The following is a 26659-nucleotide window of genomic DNA, read 5'->3' as shown; positions in this document are numbered from 1 at the left end:
TCCCATCCGCCCTTGCCCCGTGTGACACATCCGAGAACATCGGGTCACCGTCGCAGCCCCCTGCGGGCGACGGTTGCCGCGCTGCTGACCGGGGCGCTCGGCCTCGGCGTGCTCGCGGGTGGTGGCGCGGCCGTGGCCGCGCCCGGCTCGACCACCTCCGCGGGATCCTCGGGATCCGCGGGAAGCTCGGGCGGTACGGACTACACGAAGCTGGTCGACCCGTTCGTGGCCACCGCCGGCGACGACGGCAACGACCTGCCGGGCGCCCAGGCGCCGCACAGTCTGGCCAAGGTCAGCCCGCTGACCACGCCGAACCGCAACCACCCCGGGTACGACTACAACGAGGACCACATCGCCGGGTTCACCGCGACGAACCTCGACGGCGTCGGCGGCTCGGGCGGCGGTGGCGACCTGCTGGTCGTCCCGACCTCCGTGCGGTACGACAAGCGCCCGGCCCCCAGCACGTACGCGCACGCGTACAGCCACGACGACGAGACCGCGACGCCCGGCTACTACCAGGTGGGCCTCGGGGCCATCTCCGGAACCGGGTCCGCGGTGACGCAGGACCCCGGCACCATCAAGGCCGAGGTGACCGCGACCACGCGCACCGCGCTGGAGCGGTTCAGCTTCCCCGCCGGGTCGGACCCCGAGTTGGTCCTCGACCTCGCGAACAACTTCACCAGCCGCACCCGCTCGACGATGAAGGCGACGACGCTCCCGGACGGGACGACGTCCATCAGCGGCCTCATCGCGGGCTCGTTCAACGGCGCCTCCTACAAGCTGTACTACGACGCCACCACGAACGTCCCCGTGACCTCCCTGAAGAGCTGGGGTGCCGACGGCAAGCTGAGCGACGCGACCGCGCAGGACGGCGCCGACACCGGCGCCGTCCTCGGCTTCGACAAGTCCCACGGGGACGACATCGAGCTGCGCATCACGCTGTCGCCGATCAGCGCCGAGCAGGCCGCGACCGACCAGCGCAACGAGGTGGGCGACCTCACCTTCGACCAGGCCCGAGCGAGGACGAAGGCCGAGTGGAACAGCGCGCTCGGCGCCGTCGACGTGCGCGCCTCGGCGAAGTCCGACCCCGGGTCGACGCTCACCAAGGAGTTCTACACGCACCTGTACCGCATGTACGCGCTGCCGGTGAACGCCACCAGCACCAGCGGCACGTACCGCGGCGCGGACGGAGCGGTGCACAAGGCGAACGGCTTCACGTACTACGACGGATGGTCCACCTGGGACGACTTCCGCAAGTACTCCGTCGAGGCCTACATCGACCCGGCCACCTACCGGGACATGATCCAGTCGCTGATCGTGCTCTTCGCCGACGCGCGGACCTCCGGCAAGAGCCTCGGGAGCCTGACCCACTCGGTTCCGACCGTGCGCTGGGAGCGCTCGGCCGTGCTGGTCGCCGACGCGCTGTCGAAGGGCTTCAAGAACTTCGACCGGCTCGACGAGGCGTACCCGGCGCTGCTGTCGTACTCCGGCTACTACACGGGTGCGCAGCTGCGGCAGGGCTACATCACGGGTGACCCCGGTACGACCGTGCAGCGCGGCTACGACCAGTGGGCGCTGTCCGTCATCGCCGACGCGCTCGGCAAGAAGGACGACGCCGAGAAGCTGCGTACGCAGTCGACGATGGCGATCGACAACCTCGTGAAGTCCGGCGCCTGGACCGCGGCCGACGGCACGAAGGTCGGTCTGCTCACCCCGCGCGCCGGGAACGGCGACTGGCAGAGCGCCGACTACGAGAAGTTCGAGGCGGCCGGTCTCTACCAGGGCACGCTCTGGCAGTACCACTGGTACGACGCGTACAACATGGGCGGCCTCATCGAGGCCATGGGCGGCGACAAGGCCGGCAAGGCCGCGGTCAAGCACATGTTCGGCGAGGACTCGACCGTCGACGACGGCTCGACCATGCTGCACTCCAACGCGAACGAGATCGACCTGCAGGCCCCCTACCTCTTCAACTACGTCGGTGAGCCGAGCCTGACGCAGAAGTGGGTGCGTGCCATCTACACCGGCACGACCTGGAACCGCTACATCGCGACGGGTTCCACGAACGAGGCCCCCAGCTCCGGTGGCCAGTTCACCCCGCCGATCAAGACCCAGGTCTACAAGCTGTCCCCGAACGGCTTCCTGCCGACCATGGACAACGACGCCGGCACCATGTCGACCATGTTCGTCGGCGCGGCGCTCGGCCTGTTCCCGGTGACCGCCGGCTCGAGCCAGTTCCAGATCGGCAGCCCGTTCTTCGACTCCACGACGATCAGCTACGCCAACGGCAGCCGGTTCACGGTGAAGGCCGACGGCGTGTCCCCGAGCAACTACTACGTGCAGAGCGCGACCCTCAACGGGAAGCGGTTCGACAACACGTGGCTCGACTACTCGCAGATCATCGCCGGCGGAACCCTGGACTTCACCATGGGCTCCAAGCCCTCCCAGTGGGGCGCCCACACCGAGCCCGCGTACTCGCTGAACACCGACTCCGGCGACACGGGTGACGGCGACACGGGTACGGACAAGGGCGACACCGTCGTCTCGGCCCGCCCGGGCACCGTCGACACCGACGAGGACGGCACCCTCCACGACAGCGTGGAGCTCACCCTGTCCGGCCCGGCGACCTTCGCCGCGCACAAGGGAACCAGCCTCACCAAGACCGGGGCGGCGAGCGTGACCGGCCTGCCGAAGGGTGTCACGGCGGACCTGCGCGTCAGCGACAAGCGGACGGCGACGCTGTCCCTCACCGGCACCACCGACGTCGACGCACGCTTCGGCATCACCTTCCGCGACGCGGCCTTCGCCCACGGCGTACGGGCCTCGACGGTGAGCGGCACCGGGATATCCCCGACCGACCCGCTTCTGATCTCCGCAGCCGCCGTGCACCGCAAGGCCCTCGGCGCACTCGTCGACCAGGCGTCCGTGGTGCGCAGCGCCAACTACTCCGACGGCTCCTGGAACCTGTTCCGGTCGGCCCTCGAGCGGGCGCGGACCGTAGTCGCGGACACCGGCTCCGCGACGGGCACGATCATGGCGGCGCAGGACGCGCTGCAGACCGCGATCGACGGGCTGACCATCGACGAGGGCGGCTACGCCGTCCTGCAGGCCGAGGACCCCGACCAGAAGGAGGGCCCCAGCCTCATCAGCGAGCGGAACAACTCGGACGGCAACCTCGGTGGTGTCACCGAGGGATCGTGGGAGCGGTTCACCAAGCTGGACTTCGGCGGGGTCGCCCCGCGGACCGTCTCGGTCCGCTACGCCAACTCGCAGCCGACGAATGCCAAGCCCAGCAGCGTCGACATCCACGCCGGCGCGGCCGACGGGCCCGTCGTCGCCAGCGTCTCGCTTCCCGGGACCGGCGGCTGGCAGTACTGGAACACGGTGCAGGCGGCCGTCACCGACCCGGACGCCCTGCTGGGCGCGAAGAGCGCGACGTTCGTGTTCCACGCCCCGTCGGGCCAGCAGTGGGTGTCGAACTTCGACTGGTACCAGTTCTCGCCGTACGAGGTCTCGACGTCCCCCACGACCACGCTCGCCACGCTGACCGCGGTGAACAGCACCACGACCGGCAACGGTTCGCTGCCGCTCAACCTCGGCAACGGCATCTTCGAGAACGTGACGAACGGTGCGTGGGCGCAGTGGAAGGACACGGACCTCCGTAACGGCGCCGACACCGTCACCGTCCGCTACGACAAGCCCCAGTCGCGGGCCGCGTCGGACTCGCACATCGAGCTGCACCTCGGCTCGAAGGACGGCGCCAAGAGCGTCGACATACCCCTCGACTACAGCGGTTCGGGCTGGGGAACCATCGCCACCACGAGCGTGCACCTCGACCCGAGCGTCTTCACCGGCGTCCAGGACGTGTACGCGGCGTTCGTCTCCAGCACGCAGACCGCCTCGCAGCCCTACGTGGGCAACGTCTACTCGCTGGCCCTGACGCAGACGGCCGACGCCCCCGTGGGCTTCGACGCCACCGCGTGGCGCTCCAACAGCGGCGGCGGCCTCAAGAGCGAGCCCGTCGGCTGGACCGGCTCCGGTTCCACCACCGACCTCGGCGGCACCTACAACGGCGCCTGGGTCAACTACGGGGACATCGACTTCGGCGGTTCCCCGAAGAGCACCGTCACGATCACCTACGTCAACAACTCCGCCCGCTGCGGCACCGGCTCCGCCGTCCAGCTCTACCTGGACTCCTTCGACACGGCCAACCCCGGCACGCCGTACGCGACCGTGCCGCTGCCCGTCACGGGCTCCGCGTGGTCGTCCGGCGGGGCGACGAGCCTGACGCTGCCCAAGGCGATCACCGGCAAGCACACCGTCTACCTGCGGCTGACGACCACCCCGGACTCCTCGCACCCGTACGTCGCGAACCTGGGCCGGATCACCTTCAACCACGTCGAGACGCCCGCCGTCACGGACAAGTCCGCCCTGCGGAAGGCGATCGAGCAGTACGAGGGGCTCTCCGCCGACGCGAAGCGCTACGACGCGATCGACTTCGGTGTGTACGGACGTGAACTCGCGGCCGCACGCACCCTCGTCGCCGCCGACGACGCGACCCAGCTCGAAGTCGACACGCAGACGCGCAGCCTCACCCTGGCCGCGGGCCAGCTGGTCCCGCTCCCGCGGCTGAAGCTGGAGGACCTGGTCGCGACCGCCTCGGCCCTCGACAACGACCGCTACACGGACGCGTCGTGGAAGGCGTTCACCGCGGCACTCGCCGCGGCGAAGACCGCGGTCGCGGACGACGCGGCCACGGACGCGGCCCTCACCGCCCGCTACGACGCCCTCCGCCACGCCATGGCCGCGCTCACCACGAAGCCCAAGACGGTGCCGGCCGCGCCCGACGCGGTGTCGGCGACCTCGTCCGGCACGAGCGTGACCGTCGCCTGGTCCGCACCCAAGGACACCGGCGGCTCACCGGTCACCGGCTACAAGATCACCCTCAGCGACGGCCACCAGATCAAGATCGACGATGCGGACAGCCGGAACGCGACCTTCACCTGGCTGCGGTCCGGCAGGTCGTACACCGCACGCGTCCAGGCGGTGAACTCCGTCGGCACCTCGCAGCAGAGTGCCGCCACGGCACCCGTGGTCACCGGCGGCGGCAAGCCGCAGAAGCCGGCCGTCACGGGCGTGATCACCGACGGCAAGCAGGTCCGCGTGACCTGGCTGGCGGCCGGCGACGGCGGATTCCCGATCGTCGGCTACACCGTGGCCCTCGACGACGGAACGACCGCGCACGTTCCCGCCACCGCGGGCACGGCGCTGCTCACGACCACGGGCAAGGCGAAGGCCCACGCGGCCACCGTCACCGCGGTCACCCTGGCCGGCACCTCGGACGACTCCACCGCGACCGTCCCGGTGACCACCTCGGCGACCGCCGCGGCGGAGGCCTCCGACCCGGCGTACGAGCCGTCCCCCTTCCCGGACGACACGCTCAACGCCACCTACGCGTCGGACAAGTGGCCGGGCACCGGCGACGGGACCGACTACTTCTACGGCCTGCTCAACGGATTCGAGGACCTCGACTCCGGCATCCTCGCCGCCAACACCAAGGTGCCCTCCGGCACCCTGCTCACCGCCGAGAACGACCGGATCGCCGTGCGCATCAACAACGCGGCGACGCAGAAGGAGGTGGACCGGGCCGAGGTCGACGCCACGAACAGCTCCACCGTCACGATGGCCGACGGCCTGGGCTCCCGGCTCGGCAAGATCTACCTGGACGCGCTGAACGGCGGGCGGCTGCCGAAGACCGGCGCGCTGTTCTCCCGCGTCACGCAGGGCCTCGACAAGGGCGGAGCGGCGAAGGACCACTACGGCTACCAGCGCCCGTACGTGCGCCTCGGGTTCGTCGGCGACGGCGGTCAGATCTACGAGTCGCAGGACGGTTCCTACGGCAGCCTCACCACCAGCGGCTCGTACCCGAGCGGCCACACCTACGGCGGCTACGAAGCGGGCACCATCCTCGCCACGCTCCTCCCGGAGCTGGCACCGTCGATCCTCGCCCGCACCTCGGAGTACGGGGACAACCGCATCGTCCTCGGGTTCCACTACCCGCTGGACGTCATGGGCGGCCGCATCGCCGCACAGGCCACCGTCGCGCACCGCTGGGCCGACCCCGACTTCGCGAAGCTGCTGACGCAGGCCCACACCGAGATGGAGAACGTGCTGCTCGCGCAGTGCGAGAAGGAGGGCTACGGCGACACGCTCGAGGCCTGCGGGGGCGACTCCTACGCCGGCCTGAACACGGCGCAGCACGTCGACCTGTACACGCAGCGCCTGGACTACGGGTTCTCCCAGGTGGGGAAGTCCGGGCAGGCCCTCAAGGCGCCGTCCGACGCGGCGGCCCTGCTGACCACGGCCTTCCCGGACCTGACCACCGAGCAGCGCACCCAGATCCTCGAGCAGACCGCGACGGACTCCGGCTCCCCGCTGGACCTCACCGCGGACGGCGGAGCGAGCTGGGAGCGGATCAACCTGGCGGCCGCGATGGCGGCCAAGGTGGTCGTGGGCGCCGACGGCTCGGTCAAGGTGACGAACCACACCGACGCCACCAAGGCCGCCGTGGCCGACGCCAAGGCGATCACGGTGGGAGGCGTCGCGATCGACGGGTTCGACCCGGCCGTGTCCACGTACGTCGTCGACTGGCCGAAGAACAGGAAGATCCCGGCCCTCTCCGCCGTACCGGCACAGTCGGGCGCGCGGGTGAAGGTCACCGACGGCAGCTCGGTCCTGTCGTCGACCGGGCACCGGTTCACCACCCGCACCATCAAGGTGACCTCGGCCAACGGTTCGGTCACCCGGACCTACACGGTCGGGTTCCAGCCCACGGACCACGACGACCGTCCGGTCGCGGCCGGCGGCAACGGCGGTGACCGCACTGCCGCGGTCGCCGACCTGCTCAGCCGCGGAAGCAACGGAACCGGCTCCGCGGGTGGTGCCGGATTCTGGGCGCCGTCGACGGAGTGGGCGAACCCCATGTGGATCCCCATGTCGTAGGGCGCCACGTGACCGCCGGTCCTGCCGCGTCCCGTGAGGCCGCGGCAGGGTCCGGCTGATCCTCGAGAAGTGCCGCACCGAAGACGGCCCCTGCGGGTGAACGACTGCCGTTCACCCGCAGGGGCCGTCGCCATCCCGGCGCGTGCCCGACCGGTCGGCGGCCCTCAGGTGTGGCCTTCCGCGCCGGGTCAGTTCCCGAGGGATCGGGCCTGCCTCGGCGACTTCACATGATGCGGCTACACGCCATCGGGAGCGCTTCATTGATCGTCGAGGAAGAGCTCCTCGATCCTCTGGTCGAAGAGCCTGGCAAGGCGGAAGGCGAGGGGGAGGCTCGGGTCGAACTTCCCCGTTTCGATGGCGTTGATCGTCTGCCTGGACACACCGGCACGCCGGGCCAGTTCGGCCTGCGTCCAACCGTGTTCGCCGCGGAGGTCGGTGATGCGGTTCTTCATCGGTACCGGAGCTTGCCGAAGGCGAAGGCCATCACGAAGACGACTCCCATGAGCACGGGGAGGACGGCGATGTCGACATCGCGGGTGGCGAGATAGGCCGCGTCCGCGACCACGTAGGCGAATCCGATAACCCACCCCACGCCGAGGGTGATCGCCAGCGCATCCTGCATGATCTTCCGCTGCAGCTCATCGACCGCGCGGAGGAAGCGCGTGAAGGCGACGATCCAGCCGATGCCGACGACGAGGTTGACGGCGACGGCGGCCCAGCTCGCCACCTCCTGCGGCGGATCCCACAGGTGCCGGGGACCGAACTTGGCCAGGGCGAGGGTCGCGGCCCAGGCGATTGTCCAGAGTGCGAGCCGAGCGGTCGCCTTGATCTCGCTGTGTGCCTGCACGGGTGTCCTTCCTCCGGAGCGATGTCAAGTTCACTTGACACGCTACAAGCCGCTCCCCGGATGTCAAGTTTCCTTGACATCGCACCCGGTGCGGGCGTGGGTGCCCATCACGAGGGGCACCTTGCGATGCTGTCGGGGGAGGGGAGCCAGGTCTTGCCGACCCGGCCGCGGGCGCACGGCTCGTGCACCGGGTATGGGCCCCGACGTGCTTCCTGGCCACAGGCCGGACGTGGTGCACGCCGACGACGCCTCGGGTCCCGCCTGCTCGCCGGAGACAAGGATCCTCCCGATGGAAGGCGGCGCTCAGTCGTCGCGCCCGACGCCGCGATCGGGTGCGCTCATGTCGCCGGTCCCGGGCGTGCCGTCGGCGAGTCCGTAGCGCAGGTACACGGTGCCCGTCGGGCTGGCCGCCGGCGGTTCGAGGAGGGTGACGTTCGTGGGCACCGCGCCGCCGTCGAACACCTTCTTGCCGACGCCGAGCACGATCGGGTGCACCCAGAGGTCGAGACGGTCGAAGAGCTTCTCGCGCAGGAGTGTCTGGACCAGGTCCAGGCTGCCGACGACCTTCACGCGCTCGTGCCGGTCCCGGATCTCGCGCACCGCGCCGGCGAGATCCGGGCCGAGCTGCGTGGACCCGGCCCACGAGAGGTCGGGCTTGCCGCGGGAGGCCACGTACTTCGGGACGCTGTTGAAGAGCTTGGCGATCTCGCCGTCCTCGCCGCCCTTCTGGTGCGGCCAGTAGGCGGCGAAGATGTCGTACGTCCGCCGGCCGAGCAGGAGGGCGTCCGTGCCCTCGTACGCGGCACCGACCTGCGCCCCGGAGACCTCGTCCAGCAGGGGTGCCTGCCAGCCGCCGAACGGGAAGCCCGCCGGGTCCTCGTCGGGGCCGCCGGGCGCCTGCCCGACGAGGTCGAGGGTCGCGAACAGTTCGATGTGGATGAGGCCCACGGTCTACTCCCGATGAGTCGGTCGGCTCGGTCGGTAGGTAGACCGGCGGGCGCCGGCTAAATCATCGCTGCGCCGGCATCCGGCCTCCGGATCCCCGCCCGCCGCGTCGAGTGCACCGCTCACCACCCGGGGGCCGTGACGCACGACGCCGCGGCGGCGACGCGCGTCAGCCCGTCACCTGCCATCATGCCGAGGTGGCCGCAGACATCGTTTTCTTCCTCGCTCCCGACGACGAGACCGCCGCCAGAACCCGGCTCAAGGGCCCCGGGCCGGCGCTGACATCGGTGGTGTGTCATGACGTCACCGCGGACGATGCCGTCGTCGAATGGGAGATGTACATGGACGCACCGTCCACCCGTCTCCCACCGCAGCACGAGCTGAACAAGAGGGACTGGCCCCGCTACGTCGCCCCGATTCTGAACGACGGGGTCGGGGTGTTCGTGCTCTCTGCGCGGCTCACCAGCGCGCTCGCCAACGCGACTCCCGCCTTGCTGGAAGGACTTGCCGCCCGCTGGACCGCGAGGCTCAGGCTAGAAGACGGTGACGACATGACCGACGACGACCTTCCGACGGTTCTGAAGGGGATCGCCGAGCTCGCGGCGGCGGCCGACGCCTCCCGCGGCGCCCTCGGCCTCTACTGCTGGCACGACTGAATCAAGGCGGTACACCCTGCCGGAGAGGACCTGGCGTCGCCCGAAAGGTATGGTGGGCCGAGAGTAAAGCGGAGGTTTTCCTCCACTCGGCTTTGAGTGCGGGGTGTGGTCCGTGCTGCGGGAAGTGTGGCCGTTCGTCGACGCCCACCCGTCGACCCGGGGCCAGGGCGCACGGCGGATATGGCGAGTCAGGTGCGAGCGCGCCGCAGGGACGCCCTTCGGAGTGCGCTCCCTCCCGGCCGACACCGACCGCGATCGAGGCGCCGTCGTAGAGGCTGTAGCCTCCGGCCGTGACCAATCCACGCCTTCACGAGCTGCCTCATCACCAAGCGCTCCTGGACGGTGCGGATTGGGCGTCGCTCGCCACGGTACGCGGAACGGGTGAATCCCTCCCGGCCGCGCTGAAGGGACTCCTCAGCTCCGACCCGGTTGCGAGGTCGGCTGCCACTCGCATGGCGCTCGGGGCAGTGACCCACCAGAACACCATCTACGAAGCCACCGTGCCGGTGGCGCTCTACGTCGCCGCCGTCCTCGGCCACCCTGTAGCCGGCATGGCAGCGCACCGTCCGACCCTGGTGGTACTCCTCGAGTGGCTCAGCGACACGGCTTACGACGCCGACGACGCGTGCGTCGCCATCGCCGAGCGCTGTTGCGACGAGGGGTGTCGCGACGAGTGCTGCAGGCAGATGCGCGAGTTCCGAGACGTGCGCCCGGCTGTCTTCTCCGGCGTCCATCCCCTTCTCGGCCACGACGACGCCGACGTACGCGACGCGGCCCTCGTCGCTGCGATTCCCCTCGCAGAGCACCCCGTTCTCACCCTGTACCGCACCGAACTGGTCGACCACGCCCGCCGTCTGCTGGCCACCAGCACGCACCGCCGCCGTCGATACCGTGTCCTCGACGCCATGAAGGCATGGGGTCACGACACCGGGAGCCTGGATAACGCGGACGAGGCCGAAGCCCGAGGACTTCGCGCCCGCCGCATGGCGGAACGCCACTCGTGGACCGGTGGCTACTGCGAAGACCCACCCTTCTGACCCACCTGCGGCACTCTTGGCCTCCGTAGCCGGCACGGTTCCGGCGACGGCCTCCGCCCGGCTCACTGATCGATGTCGGATGCCCGCTGTAGCTTCCCCGCATGGGTGTGTACCTGGTGAGCGTCGGCGCGGAGGAATGGTTCGGTGAGGAGGAGGACGAATGGGGCGAAGTCGCTTCGGCGCTCAACGCTGAACTCGGGCGGCGAAGCCTGCCGCCCTACGAGGACGTACCCCTGGAGACGGACTTCGTGGCCGGCTCAGGGCAGGCCTTCGAGGAGAAGCTGACCCCATCCATGACGGGCTTCGACGCCTTGTGCCAGACGCACCTGTCGCACGAGGAGTCGGAGACCCTCTGCGGCTGGAGCGTGCTCGTACCCTTCTCGCTCGACGAGGAGATCTGCTTGCCCGTCGACTCCGGCTACTGCGAGTCGACCGTGGTCGTCGGTGCTCCCCAGGTACTTCCGCTTGCGGAGAAGCTGGCGGCAGCCATCGAGCTGCCGCGCGACACCCCGGAGACATGCGACAACCTCGACCTGAGTACGTGGTTCAGGCACCAGGCGAGGGACCTGGCCACCACTCGAACAGGACTGTGGAGCCAGGACCTGGACGCGGCCTTCTACGTCGCGTTGTTCCTGCGCGCCGCCCAGCACTCCATCCGGCGTGGCTGCCCCGTCGTCCTGACCTGAGAGCCGCCTTCCCTTCCGGCGTGCGCCTCAGGGGGCCGACGGCAGCAGCCCGCGGGCCGTGGCCAGGGCCCAGGCGGCAAGGGTGAAACCGTCGTGGATGTGTCCCTTGGCGAGCTCGGAACGCATCTCGTCGGGGGTGAGGGCCCGGAAGGCGTCGATTCCCTCCTCACGCGCGTCGGGGCCGGGCGTCTCGGGGAACGAGGACGTGGCGAGCCGCGCGAGGTAGAGCTGGTCGCGGACGCTGTGCATCCCCGTGTCGGAGGTGAGCTCGCCGAGATGGATCATCTCGGTCACCTCGCCTCCGAGTTCCTCGAGCAGTTCGCGGCGCGCGGTGGTGGAACTCTCCTCGTCCCGCGCACCGAAGCCCCGGGGGATCTCCCAGTGCCAGTCGCGGTCGGCGTGCCGGAAGTGGTGGAGGAGGACGATCCTGCCGTCGTCCAGGACCGGTAGGACCGCGGCCCCTCCTCCCGGGCCCTCGGGGACGAAGCGGATGTAGGTGTTGACGCGCCCGGAGCGGAAGCGCACGGCGTCGCGGACCATGCAGACGTAGGGGTCGCGGTAGACGACGCCGATGTCCGCGCAGTCCTCGGGGAAGCCGAACGCGACGGCTACTTTCTCCACTTCGCGTGTCACGTGGTCCTGGTCGGCGCGGTCGAGCAGGATCTCGTACGCGGTCCCCGGGGGGTTCACGAAGAGCTCCGGCCGTTGCTCTTGCAGGACGGCGTAGGCCCTCAGGCGTGCGTCCCTGCGTTCGCGCACCGCGTTGTCCTCGGATCCGGCCTGTGTCATCTGTCGCCTCGTCTCTTCCGGTTCGTGCCGTCTGGGTCTCGTGCTGCGTTCGTTGTGCGCCGCTGCTGGGACGTCACAAATAGAGGGCCAGCGGGGTGTGCTGGATGCGGCCGGCCAGGTTCGGATAGTCGTCCAGGACCGTGAGGTAGTGCTCGTGGAGGGCCTGGACGACATCGAAGGGCGCGCTGTCGGCATCGCCCAGGACGCTTCTGCTCTTGCGGAGCAGCGCGCGTACGGTCTGCACCAGTGCGATGTCCAGGACGTACCAGAGGGGCAGGCAGACGGCTCCGGCGCCGCTGATGATCAGCGAGCGCATGAATCCCAGGACGTCGCCCCCGTCGGAGCGCATGCCCTGTCCCGCCACGCACGCACCGAGGACGGTCAGCTTGTTGCGTGGCAGGCTGACGCGCAGGGCGAGGTCGAACTGGGTCAGCACGTCGTGGCTGCCGAGGTGGAGCAGCGGACCGGCGGCTTCCTGGCCGTCCAGGTAGGTGCCGTGGCCGGCGTAGACGAAGAACTCCGGTTCCTTGGCCACGAGTGCGCTGAGACCGTCCCAGTCGGCGGCGTGGGCCGGCTCGGCGTACTCCAGTCCCTCGGGAGGCGGGCCGGCCACGAAGACCTTGTCGGGGTGCCAGCCCGTGCCGACGAGTTCGCGGCCCGAGGCGTCGGCGTCGGTGGACAGCAGGGCCGTGAGGTCGTCGTCCTGTTCCATGAGCTGGCGCTTGAGCAGGTGGCGTCCCTGCGTGACGAAGGCGGCCACGCTGACGGAGTGGGAGAGCGGGATCCGTGCGGCGAGCGGACGTGTGTCGCCGGGTCCCACCGCGACGTGGAGCGGTATGGCGAAGACGTGGTCCGTGGGGATCAACGTGAGATGGGTCGTGGTGCCACCGTCGTCGACGCGGTCCCAGACGGGTGCGAGGAGGAGGTCCCAGACGCGGCGGCAGGTCGCCTCCGACGGCCACGGTGAGTCGGGGTCGGAGAGGTCGGCCCACACTTGATCGGCCAGGCCCGCCACCTTTTCGTAGGCGATGCCCGGCACGGTCGTCAGACGTCCGTCCCGGCAGACCATGATGCCGAGGGAGTCGGACACGGCTCCGGCGCCGCCCGTGACGCCGTCGGGTGCGGCGTAGCGGAAGTAGCGCACCACGCAGGAGCCCGGGTGATTGAGGGTGTACTGGACGAGGCGGTGCGCGATGTCCTCGTCGTGCGGAACGGAGTTCAACGGGGCGTCCAGGAAGTGCTCTTCGTACTCCCGCTCGCGTTCGGCCAGCACCTCGCGCAGGGCCTGCGTCAGTTCGGGCGAAGCGGCCCGGAGCGCGGCGCGCACAGCGGGACCGGGACCTGTGTCGGAGGCTTCGGGTGAGGGGGCTCCGGCGATGCGATGGGCGGGCGGTCTGAGCGACGAGGGATGCGAGGAGCCGAGCAGGTCGAGCAGTTCACGGCCTGCGGATTCCTCGACCAGGGACAGGACCTTCTCCTGGTCCGCCTGCGCGTCGTGCCCGCGGACGACGGCTTCGGCGATGGCGTGCAGGAACGCCGGTCGCATGTGACGGGCGTACGTCCGCTTGTAGGCGGGCAGGGCGATGGCCGATCGGACCGAACGTGCCAGGCCCAGCCGCCGTGTGAGGACGTCCTTCGGACGGCTGTCGGGCGGCATGGCTTCGGCGGTCCGCTGGTAGCCGCGCACGGTGTAGGCGTAGAAGTCGACGTCCAGCGCAGCGTGGTGTCCGTCCGCGGAGTCGTCCTGCTCGATCTCGTCGAGGAGTCGCCTCAGCTCCGCCAGCCCCGGGCCGCCGCCGCCGCGGAGCGCGAGATTCTGCCGGGCGATGGCCCTTCCGCGTGGCCACGGGAGGGTCAGCAGCTCCTCGAAGTGCCGCTGGGCGTTCTCCGGGTCGCACAGCGCCTGATTGGTGTGTGACTGCGCCACCCGGTAGACGTCGGCGAGGCCTTCGGAGATGGCCAGGGAGCGTGAGGTGGCCGCAAGCGACCGTGCGGGTTGTCCTGCCTCGCGGAGCGCCGTGGCGAGGTTGTGGAGGACGTTGGAATGGCCGCGGAGGAACTCGCGGTGGCGGGCGGGAGTTTCGGGAGTCGGGGGACGGGCGACGTCGACACCATGGAGGTGGGCCAGTTCCTCCATCTCCTCCAGGAGCGCCTCGAGTTCCATGACGAACTCGCCCGTGGCGGATGCCTTTCCACCGTCCCGCATCGCCTGCCCGCGCTCCTCGAACCGTGCGCGTTCGCGGTTGCTGCGCAGATCCGGCAATGCCCACCACAGTCCGGCCTGTTGAGCGATGTCCACGGCGGTGCCGAAGGAGATGCGGGCGGAGGTGAAGCTGCCCAGCCGGTACCGGATCCGGCCTTCCCCGTCGAACCACCGGGCGGCCGCGTAGGCGGCGAAGGGGTCATCCGCCGGCAGCTCACCGCGGAGATGGAGATCGTGGAGCAGCCGGGCGTCGGCTCGTGAAGCCTTGATCAGCTGCAGGCCGGTGAACAGCTTGTACGTCACGTCCGCGTGGACCATCTCGCACCAGTGGGCGCCCACCCGGCGCGCCGTGTCCCGGATGTCGTTCCGCCGGCCGTGGCCGGACTCCCCGGCCAGCCGCAGGAGGCGCAGGGCGTCGTCCTGTCGCATGGGAACGTCGAAGTCCACGTCGAATCGGAGGATGACGTCCTCGACGTCCAGTTGGCCGATGAGAGCGAGAATGGCCGAGACGGAGTCTTCCGGCTGTGGGCTCGTCGACTGGGGCATGGCCTGTTCGGCTCCCGCTTCTGTTGAGGACGGGGTGGTCGGGGGAGTCAGCGGCGGCGGGCCGCCCGATGGACCGCCGCGGTGACGGCCAGGCCGACGGCCGCGCATGCGCTCACTGTCATGACGGGCGTCGGCGGGGCGTGCCCGAGGTGCAGGCGCCACAGTGTCAGCGCCAGCCAGCACACCGAGGATCCGAGCAGGCCCGCGGCCGCCGAGTCGATCCAGCGGTAGGGGAGCGAGGCCGCGGATACCGCGGCCTGCCTGAGCACGACCAGCGGGAGGAGCAGCGCGACGGCCGCGAGGACGAGGATGGTCGGCAACTGGGCGGACTTCGGGAGCGGAAGGTCGTAGTCGAGGGACTGCACCACGGTCAGCGCGGTGAGCAGCGACCCCAGTGTCGAGGTCTGCACCAGGCTCAGCCGGTTCCGGTACTCGTTCAACGCCCGGTCGGTGACCGCGGTGGCCGCGGTGCGCGCCGCCTCGGCGCGTTCGCGGGCGGTCGACAGGTATTCCACATCGTTCTGGACCTGGGCGATCAGGTTCTCGGCCGCGGCCAGATCGCGCTCGGGCCAGGACGGACCGGCTCCGACGCGCCGCAGCCGGGGCGTGTGCAGGCGCATGTTCGTGACGGCGATGTTCACCGTGCGGGCCAGGTCGCGATGCTGGGTGATCGCCCATAGTGTTCCGTGGGGCCCGAGTTGGGTCTGGTCGAGCATGGCGGCCGCCGCAAGGACGTCCTTGAGGCTGACCGGTTCGCCGGAGGCACCGGGCTGCAGCGCACGCAGCAGGGCGCGGCTCTCCTGGTCGCTGGCGGCCCGGCGCTTGTGCAGGGGCTTCTCGGAGGCGAGCGTGTGGTACCGGCGAGCCTCGTAGCCGGCCTTGGCGGCGTGCATCAGGTAGCGGGTCAGCGGCCGTAAGCCGTTCTCGCCCTCCCTCGCCCAGACCCATTCGTCCAGTGCGCCCTCCGCTCGGAGCGGGGCGAGGACGCAGAAGTCCGTCACCACGTCCCTCGGGTCTCCCGGGCCGGTGCGCCAGACCGAGAACCCGTGCTCTGTGACGTCGTGCCCACGCCACCAGGTGTCATCGTCCGCGCCGGACGGCGGTGCGTGCCGTCGGACCGATTCGGCCACGGGCGGCTGCGACCGGGGTGTCCCTGCCGGGTGCAGCGCCGTGAACACGCGGAACTCGCCGAGGATTCCGTCCGGTGGGGGGTCGGTGACCCCCGCGGCGGTCAGGGCCGTCGACCACTGGTCCAGCAAGGTGTTCCACTGCCCGAGTCCCGTGTCGAGGTCGTTCGGCGCCAGCAGCGCGACCAGCCCCCGTACATCGTGCTCGGCGAACCGGAACGCGGCATGGATGCCCGGGCCGTCCTCCCGCGTCGCCGCTTCGAGGATGGTGAACTCCGCGGCGACGGCGTCGGATTCGGGGGCGGGTTCTTCGCGTGACGGCAGCCCGCCGAACGCCTCGGTGATGCCGAGCAGGCCGCACGCGTCCCACAGGCGTGCGAGGTATGCGTGGGCGGCGGTGTCTTCCGCCTCCGGCGTGGCCGGTACGAAGCATGTGATGATCAGCGACGGTTTGACGAACCGTTGCACCAGGCGTCACCCGATTCCAGACGTAGGCGAATGGCGCTCAGTCGGTCGCGGGGTGCGTGCCCCTCTGGTCGCGCGGTCCGTCCGGACCGTTCAGGTCGAGGGTGAGCCTGCCGACCAGGACGTTGCGTTGTTCGCGCCGGTCCGCGGGGATGGGGGTCTTCCGGGCGCCGGGCAGGGTCCGGGCCCGATTGGCGGACTCCATTGCCTGCAGACCGGCGAGGCTCTTGTCGATCGCGTCGTTGGAGCCGGCGGCCACTGCCTCGTTCAGCTCCCCGAGCACTTCCTCCACGCGGGCCCATCCTTCGGCCGACAGGAGCCAGTCGTCGAGCGCCCGCAGTCGGTTGACGGCACGCCGCCTCACTTCCGCATCCACCGGTGGCCCCCCGTTGCTGCTTTCCCGTGTCCGCTCCCGGAATGAGGGCCCAAGGATATCGCTCGGCGCCCGCCCGCGGCTGGAATTCCCGACTCGGCGATCGGGGCGCGCAGTTGCTGCATCCGGCGCGGCGTGGGACCCCTGGCCTCCGCTGATTCCCACCGGGGTCACCGGCGGCCGTCGCTCACTCATGCGCGGTGCCGGCGGACGCGTTCCGAACGGATGCAGATGACGACGTCGGCGGGGTTCTGGCGCGGTTGCCGCGACCGGCCGTAGACATAGTGCGTATCACCACTGCACTGACGCATACTTGGGCATACTGCGAGGCAGGTACACACGGATCTCTGTGAGGGGGCACCGTGGCGGGGGACACGCAGATCGCGCAGCGGATGGTCACGTACTTCTGCTGCGATGAGGAGACGGCACGCTACGGGCCGTACGTCCCGCTCGACCCGGACGGCGAACCGGCCTGCAAGGCACTGCTGGACGGGCGCATGTACACCTGCCAGTTGCTCGAGGGCGACGACGTCTCGGCCCGCATGATCAACGTCGATGTCTACCTCGGGCTCTCCAGCCTCGGCGGTCTGCTGTGGGACCAGGAGATCCGGGCGCTCTCCCGGCTGTCCGGCCTGGACCATCCCGCCCTGCCCCAGCTGCTCGCCGGCGGCTACCAGGACACCGAGACGGTACGGGAGGCGGGCGCCGACGTCGACGGCGTGGCCTTCGTCGCCACCGAGGGCTCCGACTACACCCTCGCCGAGGAGGGGCCCGAACCGTACCGGCGCGCCCCGGTCAAGGCACTGCGGCAGTTCGAGCACCTCGCCGACGGCCTGGCCGTCCTGCACGATCTGCGGCTGGCCCACCGCAACCTGTCACCGGAGACGATCGACGTCGTGCCGGAGTACCGGGCCGGACCGGGAGAGACCCACCTGCGACTGGCACGGTTCGAGATGAGCGCCTTCGTCTCCAGCCTCCTGGACGCCGCCACCGTGGACTCCACCGCGGCGCCGGAGGACCTGCGCCGGCTCACGCTCGGCGGCCCCGAGCCGTTGCCGTACCTGCCGCCCGAACGTGTCCGCCACCTGCTGCCGATGGAGGGCGAGCAGTCCAACCGCAGCGAGTCCGTGCAAGCCGACGTGTACGGGCTGGCGGCCATCGCCTGGGAGTGGTTCGTCGGCTCCTTCCCCCCGGAGCTCGTACCGGACCGGGTGCCCGAAGACCCGGCGGCCGTGGCCGAGACCCGCGGGCAGCTGCGGCGCCTGGGGGAGCACATGCGGGGAGCGCTGCGTACCACCGACCTGCCACCCGCCCTCGCGTCCGTGCTGCGCCGGATGCTGGACGAGGATCCCGCGCAGCGGCCCACCGCGGCGGAGGTCGTCAACGAGCTGAGCGAGAACCACGAGGACAACGTGGTGGCGCTCGGCCAGGAACGCAGCAGCCGCCCGCTCCTGGTCGCCTTCATGCCCGAGAGGTGCGAGGAGACCCTCGGGCGGTGGGGATGGCTGGAGAACGAGGCCGTCAGCCCCGAGGGGGTGCGGGAGATCGCCGATCTTCTGACCGGTGAACTGCGCGGGACACAGGTGCTGTTCTCCCAGGAGGGCGCCGACCCCTATGTCGGCGGCGGGACAAGGGACGCCAAACGCGAGGCGACGACCGTCCTGGTGGGGCGGCGGGCCCTGTGGTTCGGGCAGCTGATGCGCCCGGTGCAAGGGCAGGCGCTGGGTACGCCGCTGCGCGAGGTCCTGCTCGTCAAGTACGTCGCGCAGCGCGACGCGCCGGGAATGGAGGCCCGCCTCGACGACCTGCAGTCGCTCTCCCGCAGTCGGCGCCTGCCCGATGTCCAGGTCGTCGACCACCGCATGCCGCGGGCACGGCTGACCGCTCTGCGGCAGGGAAGGCCCTCATGGGCGGCCGTCATCGACGCGATACGCCCCGTGGGCGGCGCGACGACCGCACAGCTGGACTACCAGCGGGCCATCGACTGGCTGCTGGAGTTCCAGGGCGTCGAACTCCAGGCCCGCCGGTACCCCTACGAACTCGACCCGCACGCACCGGGCGACAACGACGTGGAGGTGCTGGTGTCCTGGGACCGCCGCCGGGACCAGGACCGCATCTTCCGCCAGCCCCTCCTGACCAAGTACGCCCGCCACCCCGACCTGCGCCCCGACTTCGGCGACTTCTTCGGCCGTCTCGAGAGCGAGGAGGGCGGCAGCGCCGACGTCGAGCTGTACGGCGGCGACAGCGACCGCAAGGACGCCGGCACCCGCGGGGTCCAGGCGCAGGTGGTCCGCAGCGAGGGACAGGACCGCATCATCCTGCGCCGCAAGCACGGCGAACCCGGCATCCCCCGGCGGGGCTGGATCCGGCCCGCCGACGATGTGGGCTCCGAGGCCGTGCTGCGCCGTCAGCTCGACGCACGCTGGGAACTGTTCGGCCTGCGGCCCCTCCTCTCCCAGATCCGCAACCCCCGGTCGATCAGGACACTGCCCCACCGCTGGGCGCGAGCCGGCGAGGGACTGCTGGGAGGCGGCCGCAAAGCGGTGCAGGACATCCTCACCCACCAGCAGTTCTTCGCCCTCCAGGGGCCGCCGGGCACCGGCAAGACCACGGTGACCTCCCGTGCCATCGCCGCCTACCTCGAGCAGCACTCCACCCACCGCATCCTGGTGTCCGCCCAGTCCAACTTCACCCTCGACAACCTTGCCGCGCGCATCCTGCGCGACATCGGCGCCCTCGACGACGACGGACCCACCGACCGTCTCGGCGACGTGCCGATCGCCCTGCGCATGGTCTCCCAGCGCAGCAGCCCGGACGACACGGTCCGGCCGTGGCTGCGCGACGAACTCGCCGTACGCCGCGCCCGCCAGATGGGCGCGCACATCGACCGTTCCGTCGCCGCGGGCGTCGACCCGTGGCTGCGGCCCATCCTGGAGAGGTGGCGGAAACTGCTGCGCGAGAGCGACGGCGTGTCGATCCTGCCGGAGCTCGCGGACCGCCTCCAACGCGGCGCCAACATCGTCTTCGCCACCTGCGCCACCGCCACCCCCCGCAACGTGGGAGCGGCCGACGGTGCCTCCGCCTTCGACTGGGTCGTCGTGGAGGAGGCGGCGAAGGCCTGGCCGACGGAACTCGCCATCCCCCTCGTCCGCGGCGTGCGATGGACGCTCATCGGCGACCACTACCAACTGCCGGCCCACCGGCGCGACGAGGTGGTCCGCTTCCTCGCCGCCTGCGTCGGCGACCCCAACACCAGCCTCGCCGAGGACGGCGAACGAAGCGACGCCTACCTGGAGGCCTTCGACCTCTTCCGCAACCTCTTCGAGCCGTCCAAGACGCCGGCGGGCAAGGCCATCGAGCGCCCCACGGCGATGCTCTCCACCCAGTTCAGGATGCGGAAGCCCATCGCCGACATCATCAGCCGCGTCTTCTACCCGCGGGAACTGCGCGACAACGAGACACCGCCGGCCGACGGCCTCAGGCCCGGCGGCCTGGCGACCCGCCACGACGAGCAGCCGCCGCCACTGCGCTTCCCCCACTGGCTCCGCGGCCGCGCCCTGGTGTGGGTGGACACCGCCGGAATGGCGCGTTGCGCCGAGCAGCCCCACTGGCGCAACGAGGGTGAGGCCGAGATCGTCAACGCCATCGTCTCGGCCATGGAACCCCGGCCCGAACCGCGCAGGGACGGCTACAGCGCCGAACCGCTCGCCGTCCTCACCCCCTACCGGCAGCAGGCCGAACGCCTCCGCCAGTACGGCGACCTCGCCCACCGCGTCCAGACGATCCACGCCTTCCAGGGCCGAGAGGCCGACATCGTGATCGTCTCGCTCGTACGCAACAAGGTCCGCGGCGGCGGAAGCACCGCGGAGAGCTATGGCCACCTCAGCAGGCGCGACCTGATCAACGTGATGTTCTCCCGGGCCAGACGCCTGCTGGTGATCGTGGGGGACTGGGAGCACTACGCGCGCTACGAGGCGGAGGACGACTTCTGGCGGCAGGTGTGCCAGTGCGTCGACACCGACGGGCACATCGTCAACGCGACGGACGTACTGTCCCTGGAGTCCCGATGAGCGCGGTCGTGATCGTCTACGTGCCGTGCGAGGTCGTGCGCGTGCACGTGCGCGTCGGCTTCGGCGACACCGTCTCCCCGATGGAGGACCTCGTGCTCCGAGCCGTGCACGCGGGCCTCAACGAGGTGGGCGCGCTCGAGCAGCGGCTCGGGCTCGGGCGCCGCATCATCGACGACCTGATCTACGACCTGTGGCGGCACGGCCACCTCACCGTCGACCACCGGGCCGCCACCGTCGCCGTGTCCGATCAGGTCGCGGCCTGCGTGGTCGCCGACGACATGGGCCGCCTGGGCGGCGCCGAGGCGGTGCAGCAACCGTGCGACCTCATGATCGACAAGCTCACGCGGCGCGTCCTGCCCGCCAGGGGGCGGCAGCGGCCGCCTCACCCCCGTCTGTGCGTCCCCGCCGACGACCGGCGCGTGGGCCTGGAGGACCTGCCGCAGCACAGCGTGCTCCACGCGCTGAACGAGGCACTGCGCCGTACGGAGCCCGAGGAGCCGGATCGCACCCGCACCCGCATCCAGGGACGCTCCCGTCTCGTCCAGTCCTACCGAATACCCCCACCCGGGCTGCGCGAGACGATGGGGCGACGCTGGATCGAGATGAAGGTCCATCCCCACTGGGACGAGGAGGGGCAGCGGCTGACCGTGACGGTCGTCGACGACCTCGTTCCCGCCGAACTGCGGGAGGCCGCCTCCGAGCGGCTCACCCAGCTCTTCGCCGCCAGCCCCCGCAGCGCCGTCTACGCCGAACTGCGCCAAGGAGCCCAGGGCGCACTGCTCGAACCGCCCAGCGCGGAGACCGCGCTCGCCAGACTGGCGGCCCGCGTCGAGAGGGCCCCCGACATTCCGGCCGGCCGGCGGCATGCGTGGCACGAGGAGATGGCCGACGACGCACGGCAACTCGACGGTCTCCTGCGGGACCGGGTCGAGCGGGAGATGCGCGTCACGACCGTGCCGGCATCGGACCACCACGCGGTGGTGGACCGGCTCATCGCCACCGCGCACACCCAACTGGTCATCGTGGGGCCCTGGATCAGGTACCGGGCCCTCACCGGGCATCTCGACGCGCTGAGCGCCGCCGTCCGGCGCGGCGTGCGCATCGTGCTGGTCTGGGGCGCCGACGCCGACAGCGCGTACGACGAGGCCATGGACGAGCAGACCCGCAACGCGCTGGAGGACCTGGCGCGCCAAGCCCCCGCCGGAGCCCTGGAACGGGTCGTCATCCCGCGCACCACGTCCCGCACCCACGCGAAGCTCGTCGTCTGCGACCACCACACAGCCCTGGTGACCAGCAGGAACGTCCTCTCCGCTGCTGGTGACCGCCCCGAAGTCGGCGTCCTGCTGGAAGCCGCCGCACCATCCGGCCCCATCGTCGTGAGCGACCTGCTCGGCTGGGTCCGCTCGGTCGTCCCCTCCTATCCGCAGAGCCGCGAGGTACAGGTCCGCGCATCCAAGGACGCCGGCCAGGAGAGCGCCGCCACCGGGCCACCGGGCCCCGCGGACGGCGACCCGGCCCGGCGGACGCAGGCTTCCCGCACCGAGCCCACGGAGGCCCAGGCGCCCCCGGCACTGTCCATCCAGCCACCGGGCGAGCACAGGGACGCCGAGGCGTCCGTGCGCGTGTGGACCCAGGGCTGGCTGGAGCACGTCGAACGCAGCCGGGCCTTCCTGGAGGACCGGGCGCTGCCCTCCATCCGCCTCGTCACCGACGACGCGCACCGCAGCCTGCTCCGACACGCCCTGGGCAAGGCCACGCACCGCCTGGTGATCGCCTCCGACGGGCTCTCCGCCGAGGTGGTCGACCAGGGCATGCTGGGAGCCTTGCGCGCCTGCCTCGAACGCGGAGTGCACATCACCCTCTGCTACGCCGCGCTCGAGCACAGCACGGGGACGCGCCGTGAGCGGTACGAGGAAGCCCGAACGGCCCTCGCACTCCTGCGCGGCGAACACCCCGAGAGCCTGCGGATCCTGGAGAGCACCAACCACGCCAAGGTCCTGCTGTGGGACGACAACGCCGTCGTCGGCAGCTTCAACTACCTCTCCTTCGAAGGCCGGTACGGACGCCACCGACTCTCCTCGGAGCTCAGCGTCCGTCTCACCGGCCGGGCGGCCGCAGACACCGTCGCCGCCGCTCTCGGCGCGCCCACCCCTCAGCCCGCCCTGGGCGCGGCACCGCCGCGCCACACCTCCGTCGTCGGGTCCGGCTCCGCCTACGCCGGCGCCCAGGACCTCCTGAGCGCCTACACCCCCGGCGCCCCGCCCACACCGGCCCGCCTGCGCGACGTGCTCACCGCTTCCGGCGACCCGTGGGCCGTCCTCAACGCACTCGGTGAAGAAGCGCCGCCCGAACTGGTCCGCCCGGTGGCGGCGGGCTGTCTCAGCGACCACGCCACCGCCACCGGCTCCACGGCGAGCGACACCGAGCGCTGGCAGCGCTGGCTGATCGCCGACTGCTGGCGTGACGCGCGCTACGTCGAAGCGGCGGTCCTGCGCCACGCACTGCCCGCCCCACAGCACCGGCCACGGGTCCCGCTCACCCTCCTCGCCGCCGCCCGCCACACCCCGTTCCTCACCGATGCCCTCACCGAACTCGCCCTGGACAACCCGGACGAGGACGAGCGGAACACCGCACTCGCGGCCGCCGCCACGGCCATACTGCTGCGCGGCGACCTCGAGGCGCTGGACGTCGTCAACCTGCTCGGCGCCGAACTCCGCGAGGTCTGGGCGGAGCTGGCCGAGCAGACGACGACCTACTGGGAGCGCGCCTACCAGCCCATACCCCTGGCGCAGGTGCGGCGCGCACTCGGCGGCTCGGAGCGGGAACGAACCCTCGACGCGGCGTGGCAGACCCTCCAGCGGCTGCTGCACCACGCGAAGGCGCTGACGTTCGAGAACACCACCAGCACACGCACCCACCGCCACCTGTTCGACAACGTCGAGGGCGAGTTCGCGCAACTGACCGGCATCGCCGGGGAACGCACCGCCGACGGCCTGCGTGCCTGGCGCGAGACGGCCGAGGCCGTTCACGATCCCGTGCGCCTGGTGGAAAGCACCGGCGCGAAGGTCTCACCCCAGCACCCGCCCATGCACGGCGCGCACCTCAAGCGCTATCTGAACCGGCTCGACCCGGTCATCGCGCAGACTCAGGCCGTCCTTGCTCTGTACGGGGAAGAGGAGGGCACTCAGGCGGCGCTTCCCCCGGGGGCCGAGCCGTTCGGCCGCTGGCTCGCCTCCCGCTGGGAGGCACTCGGCGAGGCCACGGCGCACATGACCGGTCCCGAGCGGAGCCTGACCCGCACCTTCCTCGACGACATCGAGGAACTGGCCCGCTGGGGGTCCCGTTGACGCACCCACTGCACGAGATCCTCGCCTCCTGGTCCGGACGGTGGCGCTACCCGCGGCTCGCCCGGGCCGTGCACACCGGCGAGCCCCTCGACGACCCCCTGGTCACCCGCGGCATCCTGGCCGGCCTCGCCGCGCCACTGAGCGTCACGGAGGGCATCGAACAACTCATAGCCGACGGCGAACTGGCCCTCGTCGACGACCTGCTCGCGGAGGAGGACACAGCGGCCTCCGTCTGGACGGAGATCCCCGCCGCCGCGCGCCACCGCATCGAAGAGGCCCTCGCCGGCGCCCACCGGAACCGGCGGGCCGCCATCGACCAAGAGACGGCCACCCTCGTCGAACGGGCCCGCAGGGCGAACCTCAGCCTCGGCTCGCAGCCGCTCACCGCGGGTCCCGCGGACGACATCGCGGCAGCGTTCGCCACCACGAAACGCCTCGTCGAGGAAGCGGAGGACGCACTCCGGGCCGAATTGCTGGCGGAGACCAGAAGCAAGGCCCTCGACCCCGATCACGCCGCGGCCGTCGAGGCCTGCATCGTGGCCGGCGAGTTCCCCACCGCCCGGCAGTTGCTGCGGTCCAAGGTCACGGACGGCTACAGCGGAGGCCCCGCGACGGTCGCCCGGCCTCCCCTGTGGGACTCCGCACTCGGCCGGGACCTGGACGTCGTCCTGCTCCACTACCGGCCCAACGTCCGGCCACCGCTGCCACCCCACCTGGCCCGCGTCACCGAGGTCGACTCCGCGGGCCAGGAAGTCGTCGACACCCTGCGGCACCTGGCGGCCCACCTCGACGCACCCACCGCGGGAGCCTTCGCCACCGCACTCGGACGGCTCCTGGGAGAGGACGTCCGCTCGCCGGTCACCGCCCTGGAAGACGGCTTCGCCACCACCCTCGTCGGTCTCGGCGACGCCCGGCTGCCCGGCTTCCGCCTGACCCGCCGCGCCGGCATGCCCTTGTGGGTGGCGGGTCCGCACACGCCCCCACCGGCCGAACTGGCCCGGCCGGTCATCTGGTTCGTACGGGACGTCGGCCACCCCGAGCGCACACCACCGGAAGCCGAAGGAGACGGCGGCACGGCCGTGCTCACCGCCGCCCAGCTCCTCGCCCTGCTGGCCCGCCCCGCACGGGGCACCGTCCGCAGCACCCCGACCTACCGCATCAACCTGCTGCGCCACCTCGTCCCGCAACTCGCGCACGCACAGCTCACCTCACCCGACGACGGCATCGTGCTGGACTCGGGAGCGGCACCGCGCGAGGCGCTCTCCTGGTTCCTCGACCTGTGCGGAGTGGCAGCCGACGCCGTGGTCATCGACATCCTGCTGTACGAGACCGGCGGGCACCCCGCCGTGCTCCGGGAGGTGCTCAGCCGGCTCCTCACCCCGCTGCCGGCGCACACCCGCCGACTGGAGCTCCGGGCGCTCGACGCCATCCGCAGCGCCGGCATACGCGAGGCGGTCCGCCGGCAGGCCCTCGGCACGCTGGATCCGGAGGACCGTGCGGTCCTGGGCATCGCCTACACCCTGCACCGCGCAGAACCCTTCGGTGAGGACGACCTCCTCACCGACCTGCCGCTGATGGGCGTCACCGATGAAGCGGGGGAGAGGGTGGCCCGGCAGATCACCCCGGCCCGCTCCCTGTCCCGCCTGCAGACGGCAGGACTGCTGCAGCGCGACAAGCAGACCTACACCACACTCGACTCAGGCCTGGGCGCACTGCTCGCCGAAGGCGCGGAAACCCTGGCGCGCGAAGCGCTGAGGGAACTGTCCGAACGCTCCGAAGACGCACAGGCCCACGCCCGGACCGCGCTCGCCGAACAGGCCGTCGCCACGATCGGCCACCGCAACGACAACATCGTCGCCGGCGTCATCGGAGACCTGCGCGAGGTCGCGCAGGCGGCCGACGGCCAGACCCGCGGCATGGTCGACCGGCTCATCGACCAGGTGAGGCAACTCAGCGGAGAGCAGTACCGGCAGGCGCTCGAGGAGTACGGCCAGCCCCCGGCACCGCTCGACCTCGACGAGCTCACCCGCTCGCTCACCCGACGGGTCGAGTTCAACACCGGCGTGCGCATCCGGCACTTCAGCGACGGCCCGGGCCCCCGGCAGGTCCACGCCGTCCGCTCCTACATCGAGATCTCACTCGAGAACCTCCTGGTCAACGCCGTCCAGGCGGTGCGAGCAGCACCTCCCGACCTCCCCCTGATCACGATGAAGGTCCACACGGCGCAGAGCGGACCCGAGGGGGAGGATGGCCAGTGGTGCGTCGTGGACGTCGAGGACAACGGGCCGGGACTGACCGATGAGGAGCGCACCGTCCTGCTGGGCGGGGGAGAGTTCTCCCGGCACGGAAGCGCCGGATCAGGGCTCAGGTCGGCACGGCAGATGATCCGCGAGAGCGGCGGGACCGTCGACATCCTGACGCACTCCGCACTGGGCGGTGCCCACCTGCGGGTGTGGCTGCCCTGCCTCACGGCGCCCGCCGGGACGCCGACGCCTGATGCATCCGGCCCGGACGGCGGCGAGCCCCCGGCGTGAAGCGCCGCCGCACACAGCCCCGCCCGAGCGGA

General features: G+C 71.1%; 14 protein-coding genes. 7 read left to right on the top strand and 7 right to left on the bottom strand.

Features of this window, described 5'->3' with window-relative positions; all coding sequences use genetic code 11:
• Window positions 1-21 precede the first annotated feature (21 nt).
• Complete coding sequence (locus CHF15_RS22900) at window positions 22-7002, top strand: glycoside hydrolase domain-containing protein (RefSeq protein ID WP_245938994.1); 6981 nt, start codon at window positions 22-24, stop codon at window positions 7000-7002.
• Window positions 7003-7259: 257 nt separating this feature from the next.
• On the opposite strand, the gene CHF15_RS22895 is transcribed toward CHF15_RS22900, so the two are convergent.
• The 3 genes from CHF15_RS22895 to CHF15_RS22885 form a co-directional block, all read right to left on the bottom strand.
• Window positions 7260-7454: a helix-turn-helix transcriptional regulator gene (locus tag CHF15_RS22895; RefSeq protein ID WP_089225733.1), complete on the bottom strand. Its 195-nt coding sequence runs from the start codon at window positions 7452-7454 to the stop codon at window positions 7260-7262.
• The gene (locus CHF15_RS22890; protein WP_089225732.1) at window positions 7451-7849 is read right to left on the bottom strand and encodes a hypothetical protein; all 399 of its coding nucleotides are present in this window, start codon (window positions 7847-7849) and stop codon (window positions 7451-7453) included. Before CHF15_RS22890 ends, CHF15_RS22895 begins: the two co-directional genes overlap by 4 nt.
• Before the next feature lie 303 nt (window positions 7850-8152).
• Window positions 8153-8797 carry a dihydrofolate reductase family protein gene (locus tag CHF15_RS22885; protein WP_089225731.1) on the bottom strand — a complete coding sequence of 215 codons (645 nt, stop codon included), beginning with the start codon at window positions 8795-8797 and terminating at the stop codon, window positions 8153-8155.
• A 194-nt stretch (window positions 8798-8991) separates the two neighbouring features.
• Between CHF15_RS22885 and CHF15_RS22880 the strand changes: the two genes are divergently transcribed.
• The 3 genes from CHF15_RS22880 (at window position 8992) to CHF15_RS22870 (ending at window position 11173) form a co-directional block, all read left to right on the top strand.
• Window positions 8992-9450: a hypothetical protein gene (locus tag CHF15_RS22880; protein WP_089225730.1), complete on the top strand. Its 459-nt coding sequence runs from the start codon at window positions 8992-8994 to the stop codon at window positions 9448-9450.
• Between the two features lie 290 nt (window positions 9451-9740).
• The gene (locus tag CHF15_RS22875) at window positions 9741-10487 is read left to right on the top strand and encodes a hypothetical protein (protein WP_245938978.1); all 747 of its coding nucleotides are present in this window, start codon (window positions 9741-9743) and stop codon (window positions 10485-10487) included.
• A 101-nt stretch (window positions 10488-10588) separates the two neighbouring features.
• A complete protein-coding gene (locus tag CHF15_RS22870; RefSeq protein WP_089225729.1) occupies window positions 10589-11173 on the top strand; it encodes a hypothetical protein in 585 nt (194 codons plus the stop codon).
• Window positions 11174-11200: 27 nt separating this feature from the next.
• Here CHF15_RS22870 and CHF15_RS22865 read toward each other — a convergent pair whose 3' ends face one another.
• From CHF15_RS22865 to CHF15_RS22850, 4 genes are all read right to left on the bottom strand, one after another.
• Window positions 11201-11962 (bottom strand): NUDIX hydrolase, encoded by a 762-nt coding sequence (locus CHF15_RS22865; RefSeq protein ID WP_089225728.1) that lies wholly within the window; start codon window positions 11960-11962, stop codon window positions 11201-11203.
• A 73-nt stretch (window positions 11963-12035) separates the two neighbouring features.
• Complete coding sequence (locus CHF15_RS22860) at window positions 12036-14711, bottom strand: CHAT domain-containing protein (RefSeq protein ID WP_089225727.1); 2676 nt, start codon at window positions 14709-14711, stop codon at window positions 12036-12038.
• 47 nt (window positions 14712-14758) lie between these two features.
• Window positions 14759-16306 (bottom strand): CATRA conflict system CASPASE/TPR repeat-associated protein, encoded by a 1548-nt coding sequence (locus CHF15_RS22855; RefSeq protein ID WP_089225726.1) that lies wholly within the window; start codon window positions 16304-16306, stop codon window positions 14759-14761.
• A 37-nt stretch (window positions 16307-16343) separates the two neighbouring features.
• Window positions 16344-16667: a CATRA system-associated protein gene (locus tag CHF15_RS22850; protein ID WP_089225725.1), complete on the bottom strand. Its 324-nt coding sequence runs from the start codon at window positions 16665-16667 to the stop codon at window positions 16344-16346.
• Between the two features lie 371 nt (window positions 16668-17038).
• On the opposite strand from CHF15_RS22850, the gene CHF15_RS22845 reads away from it, so the two are divergent.
• From CHF15_RS22845 to CHF15_RS22835, 3 genes are read left to right on the top strand one after another with little or no spacing between them, the layout of a single operon-like run.
• Window positions 17039-20746, top strand: coding sequence for an AAA domain-containing protein (locus tag CHF15_RS22845; RefSeq protein ID WP_089225724.1), 3708 nt, complete (start codon window positions 17039-17041; stop codon window positions 20744-20746).
• The gene (locus CHF15_RS22840) at window positions 20743-24093 is read left to right on the top strand and encodes a phospholipase D-like domain-containing protein (RefSeq protein ID WP_089225723.1); all 3351 of its coding nucleotides are present in this window, start codon (window positions 20743-20745) and stop codon (window positions 24091-24093) included. Before CHF15_RS22845 ends, CHF15_RS22840 begins: the two co-directional genes overlap by 4 nt.
• Window positions 24090-26627 (top strand): ATP-binding protein, encoded by a 2538-nt coding sequence (locus tag CHF15_RS22835; RefSeq protein WP_089225722.1) that lies wholly within the window; start codon window positions 24090-24092, stop codon window positions 26625-26627. The genes CHF15_RS22840 and CHF15_RS22835 overlap by 4 nt, the downstream gene beginning before the upstream one ends.
• The last annotated feature ends 32 nt before the right edge of the window (window positions 26628-26659 follow it).

The sequence above is a fragment of the Actinacidiphila glaucinigra genome (assembly GCF_900188405.1).
Taxonomy (GTDB): domain Bacteria; phylum Actinomycetota; class Actinomycetes; order Streptomycetales; family Streptomycetaceae; genus Actinacidiphila; species Actinacidiphila glaucinigra.
Note: the sequence above shows the minus strand (reverse complement) of the source record. Positions and strands in the feature narration are given on the sequence as shown.

What these genes read in the sequence shown, in the direction of transcription:
- CHF15_RS22865 (WP_089225728.1), bottom strand. Translation starts at nt 11,962, where the DNA reads ATGACACAGGCCGGATCCGAGGACAACGCGGTGCGCGAACGCAGGGAC.
- CHF15_RS22870 (WP_089225729.1), top strand. Translation starts at nt 10,589, where the DNA reads ATGGGTGTGTACCTGGTGAGCGTCGGCGCGGAGGAATGGTTCGGTGAG.
- CHF15_RS22860 (WP_089225727.1), bottom strand. Translation starts at nt 14,711, where the DNA reads ATGCCCCAGTCGACGAGCCCACAGCCGGAAGACTCCGTCTCGGCCATT.
- CHF15_RS22840 (WP_089225723.1), top strand. Translation starts at nt 20,743, where the DNA reads ATGAGCGCGGTCGTGATCGTCTACGTGCCGTGCGAGGTCGTGCGCGTG.
- CHF15_RS22895 (WP_089225733.1), bottom strand. Translation starts at nt 7,454, where the DNA reads ATGAAGAACCGCATCACCGACCTCCGCGGCGAACACGGTTGGACGCAG.